The organism is Halolactibacillus miurensis, assembly GCF_900116255.1.
Classification (GTDB): Bacteria; Bacillota; Bacilli; order Bacillales; family Amphibacillaceae; genus Halolactibacillus; species Halolactibacillus miurensis.
On the sequence record NZ_FPAI01000002.1, the window covers coordinates 1 to 14069 of the forward strand.

Annotated in this window: 12 protein-coding genes and 1 other annotated feature; of the genes, 10 read left to right on the top strand and 2 right to left on the bottom strand. The window is 39.6% G+C overall.

Features of this window, described 5'->3' with window-relative positions; genetic code table 11:
* Positions 1-471 (bottom strand): transposase (locus BM390_RS01700; RefSeq protein ID WP_143103128.1); only part of this gene is annotated, 471 nt, incomplete at its 3' end.
* Positions 472-673: 202 nt separating this feature from the next.
* Between BM390_RS01700 and hemA the strand changes: the two genes are divergently transcribed.
* From hemA to BM390_RS01715, 3 genes are all read left to right on the top strand, one after another.
* Positions 674-1882, top strand: coding sequence for a glutamyl-tRNA reductase (gene hemA / locus BM390_RS01705; protein ID WP_062318926.1), 1209 nt, complete (start codon positions 674-676; stop codon positions 1880-1882).
* Positions 1875-3173 (top strand): glutamate-1-semialdehyde 2,1-aminomutase, encoded by a 1299-nt coding sequence (gene hemL, locus BM390_RS01710; protein ID WP_089852795.1) that lies wholly within the window; start codon positions 1875-1877, stop codon positions 3171-3173. Before hemA ends, hemL begins: the two co-directional genes overlap by 8 nt.
* Positions 3174-3250: 77 nt before the next feature.
* Positions 3251-4300, top strand: coding sequence for a hypothetical protein (locus tag BM390_RS01715; protein ID WP_062318928.1), 1050 nt, complete (start codon positions 3251-3253; stop codon positions 4298-4300).
* Between the two features lie 17 nt (positions 4301-4317).
* On the opposite strand, the gene BM390_RS15220 is transcribed toward BM390_RS01715, so the two are convergent.
* The gene (locus BM390_RS15220) at positions 4318-4506 is read right to left on the bottom strand and encodes a YszA family small membrane protein (RefSeq protein WP_143103129.1); all 189 of its coding nucleotides are present in this window, start codon (positions 4504-4506) and stop codon (positions 4318-4320) included.
* A gap of 114 nt (positions 4507-4620) precedes the next feature.
* Positions 4621-4847: a binding site (T-box leader), on the top strand.
* Between the two features lie 53 nt (positions 4848-4900).
* Between BM390_RS15220 and BM390_RS01720 the strand changes: the two genes are divergently transcribed.
* From BM390_RS01720 to BM390_RS01750, 7 genes are all read left to right on the top strand, one after another.
* Positions 4901-7543 (top strand): valine--tRNA ligase, encoded by a 2643-nt coding sequence (locus BM390_RS01720; RefSeq protein ID WP_089852853.1) that lies wholly within the window; start codon positions 4901-4903, stop codon positions 7541-7543.
* Between the two features lie 161 nt (positions 7544-7704).
* Positions 7705-8982 (top strand): bifunctional folylpolyglutamate synthase/dihydrofolate synthase, encoded by a 1278-nt coding sequence (locus BM390_RS01725; RefSeq protein ID WP_062318931.1) that lies wholly within the window; start codon positions 7705-7707, stop codon positions 8980-8982.
* A gap of 194 nt (positions 8983-9176) precedes the next feature.
* Entirely contained in the window at positions 9177-9629 is a 453-nt protein-coding gene (locus BM390_RS01730) for a type IV pilus modification PilV family protein (RefSeq protein WP_062318933.1), read from the top strand.
* Complete coding sequence (locus BM390_RS01735; protein ID WP_062318935.1) at positions 9622-10077, top strand: prepilin-type N-terminal cleavage/methylation domain-containing protein; 456 nt, start codon at positions 9622-9624, stop codon at positions 10075-10077. Before BM390_RS01730 ends, BM390_RS01735 begins: the two co-directional genes overlap by 8 nt.
* Positions 10078-10079: 2 nt before the next feature.
* Positions 10080-11486 carry a PilX N-terminal domain-containing pilus assembly protein gene (locus tag BM390_RS01740; protein ID WP_089852796.1) on the top strand — a complete coding sequence of 469 codons (1407 nt, stop codon included), beginning with the start codon at positions 10080-10082 and terminating at the stop codon, positions 11484-11486.
* A gap of 82 nt (positions 11487-11568) precedes the next feature.
* The gene (locus tag BM390_RS01745) at positions 11569-11832 is read left to right on the top strand and encodes a pilus assembly PilX N-terminal domain-containing protein (RefSeq protein ID WP_062318940.1); all 264 of its coding nucleotides are present in this window, start codon (positions 11569-11571) and stop codon (positions 11830-11832) included.
* A gap of 605 nt (positions 11833-12437) precedes the next feature.
* A complete protein-coding gene (locus tag BM390_RS01750) occupies positions 12438-14060 on the top strand; it encodes a GspE/PulE family protein (protein WP_062318942.1) in 1623 nt (540 codons plus the stop codon).
* Positions 14061-14069 lie beyond the last annotated feature (9 nt).

The window sequence follows — 14069 nt, forward strand, 5'->3', positions numbered from 1 at the left end:
TTTATCTTCTTTAGGTGGTGCTTGATCTCGCGCATTAAAGTGCGTAGAATCAATCGCCACAGTGTCATCAACGATAAAACCTTCTTGAATGGCAGCTAGAACAATACGCTCTTGAATCTCTTCAAGACAATGAGAATCACTCAGCTTGGTAATTAAGCGTGAATATGAAGCTTCGGATGGGATATGATCAGACACAAGAAATCCACAGTTAATCTTGAAAGCTATATCTTCATTTAGGCGTTTGACCAAATCTTTAATTGTAGGAATACGCTCAACATATCTTATAAAAACAGAAATAATCATAGCAGCGTAGTTAAGCTCCTCCGGAGCTCCAAGACGTGATTTTTTACTTACCTCACGGTAAATGTGGTCAATATCAATGACCGAAATAATAGCGTCATATCGTTGGGTAGGTTCCATTGCATATAATTCATTAATGCTAAATAAACTCTCTTGTCGTATAATAGGCATAGGGAGTTCTCCTCCAGTCTTTTGGTTTAGTTTGGTTACTTACCATTATACAAGACTTGGGGAGGTACTTCCTTTTTTATGCTTCAAAACCATTGGGCCGCAAGGCCTCAGAATTATGAAATTCATTCACTTAGAACACTATTAATAATCTAATCTATTAAAGAAGCAGTCGCCATTTTGACCTTAGGAGGTGATACGCCACATGCTTCATGTCTTTTCTATTAATAATCAAGTCGTATCACTTAACGAACGTGAACAGTACGTTTTAAATAAAAAAGATAAAGCAAGATTGTATAAGCAACTATCAGAGCAAGCGGCGACACAAATTGTCATTTTATCGACGTGTCAGCGCTTTGAAGTCTATACAGAAATGAGAAGAGGGGTGCAAGAGAAAATCAAACAGGTGCTCATAGACTTTTTTGACTTAACACCTGTCATCTTTCACCGTCAGTTTATTGAACATTCAGGTGATCAAGCTTTAATACACTTACTCAAAGTATCAACTGGATTACTTGCGCATGTGTTAGGTGAAACGCAAGTGCTAGGCCAAGTAAAAATAGCGTATGAAGAAGCGGTTACTCATCAGACGGTAAGTAAATCATTCCATACGATTTTCCAATCCACGTTTCACTTTAGTAAACAGATGCATAAACAAACCGGTATCAACGATCATCCGGTCTCACTCAGTTATAGTGCCTATCAATTTATTGAAACAAAGGTGAGCGCGCCAAAAACAATTCTTATTCTCGGTGCGGGAAATATGGGCCAGTTGTTTATTGAGTATGCCTTACCTAGTCAGCATCGACTCATTGTTTTAAATCGAGATCAAACAAAGCTAATAGGCTTACCTGAGACAGTAACGATAGGAAAGTTATCCGATTGGCCACATTATATTGAATCAGCAGACGTTGTCGTGTCATCACTTGAGCTTGATTCACCACTGATGACAAGAACAAGTCTTCAGCTTTGTCAGGTTGAAAACTTATTGATGATTGACTTAGCCTTACCAAGAAGTATTGAACCATCGGTTCAAACGTTATCAGGGATAGAGCTGTTTGATTTAGATCAATTAGGTGAGACGATTGATGCACATTACTTTGTTCGAAAACAAAAAGCCCAAATCATCATTGATTGCATGACGCAAGAAGTTAGCCGTCTGAACAGCAAACTACATAGTCAACAATTTGACGAAGAAAGACGCACATTATTTCTTGAACGCGATCAGTTATTAACCGAGGCGATGGCAGGCATTGATCGTCAGTTGCCGGCGCTCTCAAAAAAAGAGCGTACCGTCATTCAACATCACTTAAAACAAGCAGTGACTAAAGCGACTTTACTAAAGATAGAAGATTTAAAAGGGAAACAATCGAATCATCATACTTTTAATACTAAGGAGAGAACTCATGACTGAAACAAGACATAAAGCCGATCAATTGTATCAAGAAGCGATAGAGCTCATGCCAGGGGGGGTGAATTCACCCGCGCGTGCCTTTCGTTCTGTCGATATGACACCCGTATTTGCCGCAGAAGGTGAGGGCGCGTATTTAACGGATGTTGATGGTAACCGCTACATTGACTATATTTTAAGCTGGGGACCGTTAATTTTAGGTCACCGTCATCCAGCTGTTGTAAAACAGCTTTCCGCTACGTTAATGAGCGGGACGAGCTTCGGCTTACCGACGGAAAAAGAAAATCAACTGGCTAAAGCTGTTATTGAACGTGTACCGTCGATGGAGATGGTCAGAATGGTCAACTCAGGAACTGAAGCGACGATGAGCGCCTTAAGACTGGCACGTGGGGTGACAAACCGTAATAAAATTTTAAAGTTTGAAGGTTGTTACCACGGTCACGGCGACTCATTATTGATTAAAGCAGGTTCAGGTGTGGCCACACTTGGTTTACCTGATTCACCAGGGGTAACAGATGCCTTAGCAAAGGATACCATCACTGTGCCATATAACGATGTAGACAGCGTGAAACTAGCATTTAAAACATACGGAGATGATCTAGCTTGTGTGATTGTTGAACCAGTCGCCGGTAACATGGGGGTCGTCCCGCCGGTTGAAGGTTTTTTAGAAACGTTACGTGAATTGACGACAGATTACGGTAGTTTACTCATTTTCGATGAAGTGATGACTGGTTTTAGAGTAGGTTACTACAGTGCTCAAGGACATTTCGGTGTGACACCTGACTTAACGTGTCTTGGCAAAGTGATTGGGGGCGGTTTACCGGTCGGTTGTTACGGCGGAAAGAAAAGATATATGTCACAGATTGCCCCAAGTGGTAACATTTATCAAGCAGGTACACTATCAGGTAATCCGCTCGCGATGACTGCTGGATTGTCGACCTTAGAAAATTTAACGGAAGCGAGCTATCAACAGTTAAATGAGCGTTTAAACCAATTAAAACAAGGCTTTTTAGTGAAGAAAGAACAGTATAATATTCCGCTCCAAGTAAATATCGCTGGGTCTATGATTGGCATTTATTTTAGTGACACACCTGTTTACAACTATGAGACAGCTAAAAATAGTCGCCATGATTTATTTAATCACTATTATCAGACGATGTTGAAAGAAGGGATTTTACTCCCGCCATCACCGTATGAAGGGGTCTTTTTATCAACGGCTCATACAAAAGCAGATATTGACCGTACCATCGAAGCCGTTGATGTGAGTTTTAAAGCGATCCAATCGCTCCTTTAAAAAAATGTCTTTAATCATCTCCTTATGCATAGACTAAACTGATGAAACCTACAGAGTCTACAAAGGGGATGATTTTTTTGTGTAAGGATGATGTGACAGCTCTGGTCATTGACCAAACGTTTCAGCTACCTCAGCCGATTGACACATTAGTTAGTGTCAATGTAGAACCAAGTCAATTAATTGAAACAAAGGAGGGGCTACGAGGCACGCTTGATTTAATGATTTACTATGAACCATGTGAAGAAAGAGAGAATGAAGCCGACATCACTCAAGACGCGTTATTAATCACAGATGTTAGAGCGTCCGAGATGAATGAAGTTTGTGCTTATTTTAGCTTTCCCATCGAATTATACGGCGTGAGTGAGGAAACGCATCTTGCTGTAAGTGAATTGGATTATGTGTTACCAACCCGGTCGACATTCACGTTAAAAGCGAATGTTCAAGTGTTCCAACCATCCGTCCGTCATGATGAACATGATATGGCGCTACCTGACGTTACACCTACCGTTCATGATGATGAGACGATCGAACTTGAGACGGTCAAAGAAGAGACAAACTTAGACACAGATAAAGAAAGAGCAATGGATGAGGATGTAAAAGTCTACACACCAAAAAAACAGCTTGATGAGTCTGGGGAAAAGCGAGAACTGGAAGAAAATGTAGTAGATCCCTCTATAGATGAACCGATTCGTCAAGGAAGTCAGGATGAAGAACAAGTAAACGATACAGTGAACGCGATCGTAGAGACCGATTTAGAAAAGGAAGAAGTCAGTCAGGCTGAGACAGCAGCACGCACTGATCAAAGTGACCCATCATGTCATGCGAGAGAGATGACACCGTTAAATGAACTTAAAGAAGAACAAGCAACTGAGGAGGAAGACAGAGTGACTGAAGAGATAATTGATAAAAGTGATCGTGTCATCTACCAGCATTATGGTTTAAAAAGTTTAGACAACCCTCATGTGAAGTTACCATGTGTCATCATAAAAGAAGATACGTCGTTGTCTGAATGGTGTCATGAACGTGGTCTTGAGATGACGCGACTAAAGAGAGTCAATACACATGTAGAAGAGACAATCCAAGCGGGTCAAGTACTCATCTTACCGGACGGTGGGTCATCTACGTAAAAATGGATCTAGTGAGACTAGATCCATTTAAAATAGAAGGAACAATATAACAAAGTGATAATTAATAATAAGACGACATCAAAACTCGTAGGCAACATAATCGTTCGGAAAAATTGATAAACGAGTAACGGCGTGAGCCAACACTCAAAAATCGTTAACATTCGTCTAAGACCTTCTGGTAATTTATAGCGGTAATGTCTGGACAAAATATTTTCACCTCCAACGTTTTCTAAAGCGGTCAATTATTTAGAATAGAGAGCTATATAAAAAGATATGTTGATTTTACTCAAGTTATTCGCTAAAATAAAGAACAGAACAATAGCGATACGATGATGAGGAAGAGTAAGGTATTGATCTTCACAGAGAGAGAGTTCTTGGCTGAAAAACTCTTATGCCGTTAATACACTGAAGGTAGCCTCGGATGTAGCTTAATTGAACAATGAGTAGGTTAAGCCGGTCACATACCGTTATCAATGCATGAAGTGTATAGCGATATGGCTATAAACAAAGGTGGTACCACGGAAATGTAACTCAATTCGTCCTTTATTATTAAGGGGTTGATTTGAGTTTTTTTATATTTTAAGGGAGGCAGAAATGATTATGGAAAACACACACAACTTACCGCCAAAGTACGATTCAACGGCTGTAGAAAAGGGCCGCTACAAGTACTGGATTGACGGGAAATTTTTTGAAGCAAAAAATGATGAAACGAAACAGCCCTATACGATTGTGATTCCACCACCAAACGTGACAGGTAAATTACACATCGGTCATGCGTGGGATACGACCTTGCAAGACATTGTTACCCGAATGAAAAGAATGCAAGGCTATGATGTTTTATACTTACCAGGTATGGACCATGCCGGTATTGCAACGCAAGCAAAAGTCGAAGCAAAACTAAAAGAGACAGGCGTCAGTCGTTATGACTTAGGACGTGAAAAGTTCTTAGAAAAAGCATGGGACTGGAAAGAAGAGTATGCCTCATTTATCCGCACACAGTGGGAAAAGATGGGCCTTGGTCTTGATTATTCACGCGAACGTTTCACGTTAGATGAAGGACTATCTGAAGCAGTAAAAGAGGTCTTCATTAAATTATATGAAGAAGGCTTGATTTACCGCGGGGAATATATTATTAACTGGGACCCGCACACAAAAACAGCCCTCTCTGACATTGAAGTTATTCACGAAGATGTGATGGGGCACTTCTATCATATGACATACCCATTAAAAGACGGATCTGGTCATATTGAAATTGCGACCACACGTCCAGAAACAATGCTGGGTGATACAGCGGTCGCGGTACATCCAAAAGATGAGCGTTACCAACATTTAATCGGTAAAAAGGTTATTTTGCCGATTGTGGGTCGTGAAATCGAGATTGTTGCGGATGATTACGTTGACATGGACTTCGGTTCAGGGGCAGTTAAAATCACCCCAGCACACGATCCGAATGACTTTGAAATTGGTAACCGTCATAACTTAGAACGCGTGCTTGTCATGCATGAAGATGGTACGATGAATGAACGCGCCGGCAAGTATGAAGGTATGGATCGTTTTGAGTGCCGTAAACACATCGTGAAAGACTTACAAGATGCAGGTGTCTTGTTTAAGATTGAAGAACATATGCATGCGGTCGGTCACTCTGAGCGAAGCGGGGCCGTTGTAGAGCCTTACCTTTCTACTCAGTGGTTCGTAAAAATGCAACCTCTCGCAGAACAAGCGATTAAATCACAAGCGAATGACGATGAGAAGGTGAACTTTGTACCGGAACGTTTTGAAGGTACCTTCTTACGTTGGATGGATAATATCCGTGACTGGTGTATTTCTCGTCAACTTTGGTGGGGACATCGTATTCCAGCTTGGTACCACAAAGAAACCGGTGAAGTGTATGTCGGTAAAGAAGCACCAGCTGATATCGAGAACTGGAAACAGGATGACGATGTACTAGATACATGGTTCTCATCTGCTTTATGGCCGTTTTCTACACTAAACTGGCCAGATGTTGAGGATGAAGAATTTAAGCGTTACTTCCCGACGAATGCGCTCGTGACAGGATACGATATTATCTTCTTCTGGGTTGCGCGAATGATTTTCCAATCAAAACACTTTACCGACGAGCGTCCATTTGATGACGTGCTGATTCACGGTCTTGTGCGTGATGCGGATGGTCGTAAGATGAGTAAGTCACTCGGTAACGGGGTTGATCCGATGGATGTCATTGAAAAATATGGCGCGGACTCATTACGTTACTTCTTGGCGACAGGGTCAACACCTGGTCAAGATTTACGCTTCCAGTGGGAAAAAGTTGAATCAACATGGAACTTTATTAATAAGATTTGGAATGCGTCTCGCTTTGTCCTCATGCATGCCGAAGGCATGACAGTAAAAGATATTGACTTTAGTGAGCACCGGAACGTGAGTGATGAATGGATACTTACGCGTCTGAATGAAACGATTGCGCTCGTAAATAAGCATACTGATCGTTATGACTTCGGTGAAGCAGGACGTCATCTTTATAACTTTATCTGGGATGAGTTTTGTGATTGGTATATTGAAATGGCCAAACTTCCCCTCTTTGGTGAAGATGAGAAGGCGAAACAAACAACGCGGTCTGTGTTAGTACATGTATTGGATCAAATCTTACGGATGTTGCATCCAATGATGCCATTTGTGACCGAAGAAATCTGGCAACACCTCCCACATGAAGGCGAATCGATCACAGTTGCCAAGTGGCCAGAAGTGAACGAACAAGATATTAATCACACAGCCGCAGAAGACATGAAGCGTCTCATCAGCATTATTCGTTCGGTTCGTAATATTCGTTCAGAAGTGGATACGCCAATGTCTAAACCAATCGACCTGTTAGTTCAAGTCGATAACGACGAGGTGAAAACAGCGCTTAAAACCCAATCACACTACATCGAAAAGTTCTGTCATACAGAAAACTTAACCATAGATACCAAGGTAACGGTGCCAGAAAAAGCGATGTCCGCCGTTATTACCGGTGCGGAACTGTTCTTACCACTGGAAGGTTTGATTGATATTGAGAAAGAAATGGCACGTTTAACTCAAGAATTTGAGAAGTTAAATAAAGAAGTTGAGCGGGTAGAAAAGAAGTTATCAAATCCAGGCTTTGTGAATAAAGCACCTGAGAGTGTTGTTCAGGAAGAACTGCGTAAAAAGTTAGACTATATTGAAAAGCGCGAGAAAGTAGAAGCGCGTATTAAAGAGTTAAATCAATAAAGATATGCGTAAAGAGGTATAGGCTTATAAGGGCTTATACCTCTTTTTCTCGTATTAACATAGGACTTTCTTAAGAGTTTTAAAAACAGCCTTTTCAAGTGAGGTAAAAAGGTCTACAATGTTAGTCATGACAAAGAGAGAAAACGAAGGGGGTCTGTTGTATGTTTACAACGTGTACGTCAGTTAATCAATATTTAGATCAGCGTGAGAAAGTTGGGGTCAAGCCTGGGCTTCTTCGCGTAAAACGGCTGTTAGAAGCGGTGAATTTTTATGAACAACCATTTACCGGCATTCATGTCGCTGGAACGAATGGAAAAGGGTCTACGGTCACGTATTTAGCCTCTTGTTACAGGGTATGTGAGAAACAAGTTGGGACATTCACTTCCCCCTCGTTAACGGACCGGCATGCAATGATCAAGATGAACTTAGAACCAATTGATGAGACATTTTATGTAAATTATTTTAATCAATTAAAGCCAACAATCGATCAATTAGATAAAGAAAGTGATCCACCAAGCCCATTTGAGATTATGGTTGTGATTGCCTTAAAATATTTCCAAGACTATGCTGATGTTGCGATTATTGAAGCAGGTCTCGGTGGTCGTGATGATGCGACCAATGTGTTTAAACCGATTGCGTCAGTCATCACATCGATTGGTTATGATCATATGCAGTTCTTAGGGACAACCTTACCAGAAATCGCCAAACAAAAAGCTGGAATTATTAAAGAAGACGTTCCAGTGATTATCGGTGATGTACCTGATGATATAAAACAAATTATTCGAAAAGAAGCAAATAGTAAACGCGCACCGTTTTATTTTTATGGTGAAAGTTTTAGTGTGAAAAAAGCCGAGGAGGAATGGACCTATCAATCGATGAATTTAAAACTTGCTTTTCAGTTGAAGATGAAAGGCGATCATCAAGCGCATAATGCGGCGGTAGCGATTAAGACGTTATTTGTTTTGAATCAAGACCGTGATAATGTTAGTCTTGGCCAAATTAAACGCGGGATTAAAGATGCGGCGATTAAAGGCCGTTTTGAACAAATAGCGTCACAACCCGATATTATTATTGATGGTGCTCACAATGCTGAAGCGATGCAAGTGTTTGTCGATACCATTAAAGAAACACATGATGAAGATAAAGCGATTCAGATCTTGTTTGCGGCTTTTAAAGATAAACCGGTAAAAGACATGCTTGAGATCATTCAAACGGTGACACACAATATCGTCTTAACGACATTCAATCACCCAAGAGCTGCTTCTATCGAAGAATTAATGAAACTTGGACCTAAAGGTCTTCATGTTAAGCATGCGCCAGATTGGCAAGCATTTATAGAAGAAATTAAAGCGCCAGAACAAGTGACTTATGTCGTAGGTTCATTAGATTTTATTGGTAAAGTCCGCCAAAATATTAAGTGTAAGGTCTTGCAGAAATAGTCAGCTACGCTTATACTAAAAGAGTCAAGGGAGAATTATCACAGAAAACATCATAGAAGATTAGTTGAAGAGTTAACGTGCGCGTTAACTCTTTCTTTAAAAGGAAATTGAAAATAAACACCACAATATACTAGGCTTATAAGGTTCTAAACGAACATAATATAGAAATATTAACGGGTGAGGGGGAGATGTGTGTGATAAAAAAATACCGCAATGAGAAAGGACTAACGTTAGTTGAAGTACTAGCGTCGATTGTTATATTATCGTTAATTGTCGTCACTTTCTTAACATTTTTTATTAACTCTGCCCGTACAACTGAAATATCTCAAGATAATTTGGATGCCAGTTTTTTTGCGCAACAATATATGGAAGAAGTATATAATATCGTGACGGACCATGGATCACTTGGTGATATTCAAGCGAAAATTAACGCCGATGATAATAATGTGACTTCAACAAGTCCAACAACTTATGAAATTAAAGATGCCAATGGAACTGGAACCATTGTGATTGAACCAGCCAAAGATGAAAGTGGTCTAGAGATTCATCGCTTGTTAAAAGTCTTTGTGACGTATCGTATACCTGATGGAAAAGATGCGAAGCTCGAAACGCGAATGATTTACGGGGAGGTCGATGCAGGTGCTTAAAGATGAACGCGGCATCACCTTAGTGGAACTATTAGCCGTCTTAGCTATTTTATCCATTATTCTCTTGTTAGTAGGCTCCACTCATATCTTTGGCCAACGACAATATTTTGAACAAAACGAAACCATTGATCACCAAGGTGATGTCAGACTCATTATGAGTCAATTGACTACAGACGTTCGAAAAGTCAATGCCAATGAGGGCGCTACTACAAAAAATGAAAATGGTGTTTTTACACTTGAATTGGGAACAAACAATGAGTATACATATACTCATGAACCTACAACCACAACCCTTAAACGAAACGGTGTTATTTTAAGTGAGAATATCAGTGAATTTATATGGTCATCTACAACAAATGAAGCAGCCAACAAAATTAAAATTGTAAGTGTAGTGGATGACAAAGGTAAACAAGCGAGTCTGGAGACGGTTTTATACTTAAGGAGGTAACGATGAAACGATTAATGAAGAATGAATCAGGTGTGGCATTAGTTTTTACCTTAATGGTGTTAGTCGTCCTCAGTGTGCTTGGTGCGACCATTGGTACTGTGGCAATGGCGAATGTGAATTTAACGGAAAATGAGCGTGACTACCAGGCGGCCTATTATATTGCGGAAGCTGGAGTGAATGAGACTTACTTAAAAATTGAAGAGAAGATACTTGAAATATATGAAAACACTCAAAGTGAGTCAGCATTTTTTGATCAATTAAGTAGTAATCTAGCTGATTTTGATGACGTAGTTTACGATTATAGCGGTACGGGGGATCAAAAAACGGCTTCCGTCGAAATTATCAATAATCGTGATAATGTAACGATTAATTCAGTAGGCAATGTAAATGAAAAAAAAAGGAACGTCAGTAATAATATTGAGGTAAATTGGTCACCTAAAGGTGGTAATTTTCCTCCTTTTCCTGTTGATGCTTCGCTCTTAGTGAAGAATAGAGCTTCAATAACAGGGGGAGCAACTATTAATGGAGACGTATATATGGATCAACCATCAGAACAATCTTTTAAAATTAATGGTGGAGCTCAAATGTCCGGTATCTCGAGCAGTCAAGGTCATATTTATGTGAATAATTCAATAAGTAATGATTTGCTGGATCTTCCAAATAATTATAAAGGTATAGTCCCTAAAGTACATCAATCTTCCGTATTTGATTATTCTGTATATGAATCACTTATAGATACCATTCCCGAAGCACCTGATTATGATACCGTACTATCAAATATTAACTTAAAAGGTAGTGATAAAAAAAGCGTTAGAATTGGTGGGAATATATTCATTAATACCGTATCTCTGCAAAGTAATACCACTTTGAATCTCGAAATTGGATCTGGCGTCAGTAATTTAATAGTGAATACTTTAGATTTAAGTAACGGTCATATTATCATACAAGGTAATGGTGTACTTAATCTTTATGTTAAGGACTCTTTTGAAATAGGTTCAAGCAGTACAATAAATTCTGATGGCTCAGTAGAGACAATGAATCTATCTTACTATGGGAGTAGTGACTTTGCCATTTCAGGTGGTCAAAAGATAAAAGGCTCTGTTTATGTGAAACAAGCATCTGTTAAATTTACAGCTGGAGGAGGTTTGCATGGTGGATATCTAGCAACAAATTCAAACTCAGTCAGTTTTTCTGGAGGTACTTTTAGTGAGATGATAATGATTGCACCTAAAGCAGATGTATCAGTCACTGGTGGTGCAGAGATTAACGGTGTTATGCTTGCAAAAACATATGACGGAGGTGGTGGGACAAGCATTCAATTCCAAAATCTATCGGTCATCACATTTCCGTTCGGTAATACAAGTGATACAGACTTGATCATTAAAAGTCCTACATCTGAGATTAAATGAAATGTTTGGCTCATCTACACAAGTCATAAATATAACTATGATTCGTTATATATGTGCATATAAACAAAAGTAGGTAGGTGCAGTGAAGGGGTTTAATGAAGAGCAAGGTGCTAGTCTATTACTTGCGCTGATGATAATTACTTTGTCTGTTTTGGGTATTACACTTGGCACAATCGCGATAAATAATGTGCGTCTAACAAGTCAGGAACAAGAGTATCAAGCGGCCTTTTATATTGCAGAAGCAGGCCATAATCAAGCGTATCTAGAATCACTGATGCTTGTTGAAACAGATAGTGAAAGGTTTAATCAACCGGCTCTTTTTTTAATCAGTTCATTGAGGATTTAGACAGTGAACTTCACGATAATATATATTCGTATTATGAAGCAATTTCTAGTGAATCGCCATTTGCGACAATTAAGATTGACCGGATTAAAGGTAGTGGCAATATAAGAGAGATTACCCTCGTGTCACAAGGACAAGTCGGGGAACGTAGACAAAGAGTAAGTGGGACAGTTACTGTAACTTAGCATGATTCAGGGATATCACCTTATATCCCTGAAAATACTGCTGGAGATACTCGGCAACTAGGTATCTGTTATAGCGGATCGACTCCGATTCAAATTGGCGGATGAAATTTGATTAATGGTTCACTCTTTAAATTACAGGCTGATATGACTTTAACGAGTGGCTTTAGTTTTTAGTGGTTAGTTGGTCTCAGGTGGTTAGTCATTAAGTGTTCAAGGTGGCACCATAAAAGGTTTTATCGCAGCGAATCAGTTAATGACATCAGGTGGCGCAAAGCTATCGGTAGAAAAGATTGATACGGGTGATTTTCCGTTTGGTGAAAGAAGTAGTGGTAGTCAAGTGGAGGTAACTAGTCAGCCTCCTGTATTACATGAGTAAAGAATAGTTTAATGAGTTTCTTTTTGGGGAATTAGAGGAGGTTTATGATGGCGGTAAGATTAAAGCGTAAATTAGGTGATGTGTTAAAAGCCGAAGGATTAATTACTGAAGATGAAATTGTCGCAGCTTTAGAACAGAAGAAACCAAGACAAAAACTCGGTGATGCGCTCGTTGAACAAGGGTATATCACGGAAAAACAATTAATTGAAGTATTGGAGATTCAATTAAATATTTCGAGTGTCTCTTTATATCGTTTCCCAATCAATGAACAATTGATGGAGTTAGTACCGAAAGAATTGGCGCGTGAAAATATTCTAATCCCGATTGAACAACATGAAAATACATTAACGATTGCGATGAATGACCCACTTGATTACTACGCTATTGATGATATTGAATTATCAACCGGGTTTGAAGTGAAACCAGTTATTGCGACCAAGGAAGATATTCTCCAAGCTATTAATAAATATTATGACTTGGAAGCGGATTTTTCTATGGAAGGTGAGGGTGCGGATGCACCAGCTGTTAAATTACTAGATCAAATTTTACAAACGGGTGTCACGTTAAGAGCGAGTGATGTCCACTTAGACCCGAGTGAAGGAAAGATTGCGGTACGTTACCGGATTGACGGAATGTTAAGAAATGATCGAACGTTACCTAAGCGTATTCAAAACGCGCTCATTGCGCGGGTGAAAATCTTAGCTAATTTAAATATTACTGAAACACGTATGCCACAAGATGGTCGTATTCGATTAGTGATTGATGCTAAACCTATTGATTTACGGGTGTCTACGTTACCAACGGTCTTTGGTGAAAAAGTCGTTATTCGTATTCTAGACTTAACGAATATATTTAAGAAACTGACAGAAATTGATTTACATGCGGAGACGCTCAAACAATACCGCGATGTTATTAGTCGGCCATCAGGTCTTGTATTGCTAACGGGACCAACCGGTTCTGGTAAAACAACAACGTTATACTCATCGATTAATGAACTGAATCAAGAAGATGTGAATATCATCACGGTTGAGGACCCAGTTGAATATCAACTAGAAGGGGTTAACCAAGTTCAAGTGAATAGTGCTGTTGGCTTAACTTTTGCGGCAGGATTACGATCGATTTTACGTCAGGATCCAAATATTATCATGGTTGGTGAAATTCGTGACCGTGAAACAGCTGAAATTGCTATTCGGTCATCTCTAACGGGACACGTCGTTTTTTCAACACTGCACACAAATAGTGCTGTTGATGCCATTCCACGATTATTTGATATGGGGGTTGAACCTTACCTTGTCGTATCATCACTGACAGGCGTTATGGCTCAGCGTTTAGTTAAACGCGTCTGTAAAGACTGTAAAACCTCACGTCCTGTGACGAAGATGGAACAGGAATTATTTGAGAAGCACCATATTGACATCGATGAAGTAACAGAAGGGGCTGGTTGTGACAGTTGCCGCGGAACGGGTTATCGGGGACGAATGGCGATTCATGAGTTAATGGTTATTGATGATCAAGTGAAAAAATTGATGATGAACAATGCCAGTATGCGTGAAATTAAAGATTATGTTAAAGATAAAGGTATGCATTTCTTAGTAGATGATGGTTTACTCAAAGTTAAAGAGGGACTTACAACCATTGAAGAAGTTATGCGTGTCGCTATTGATGCATAGGAGGTTTTT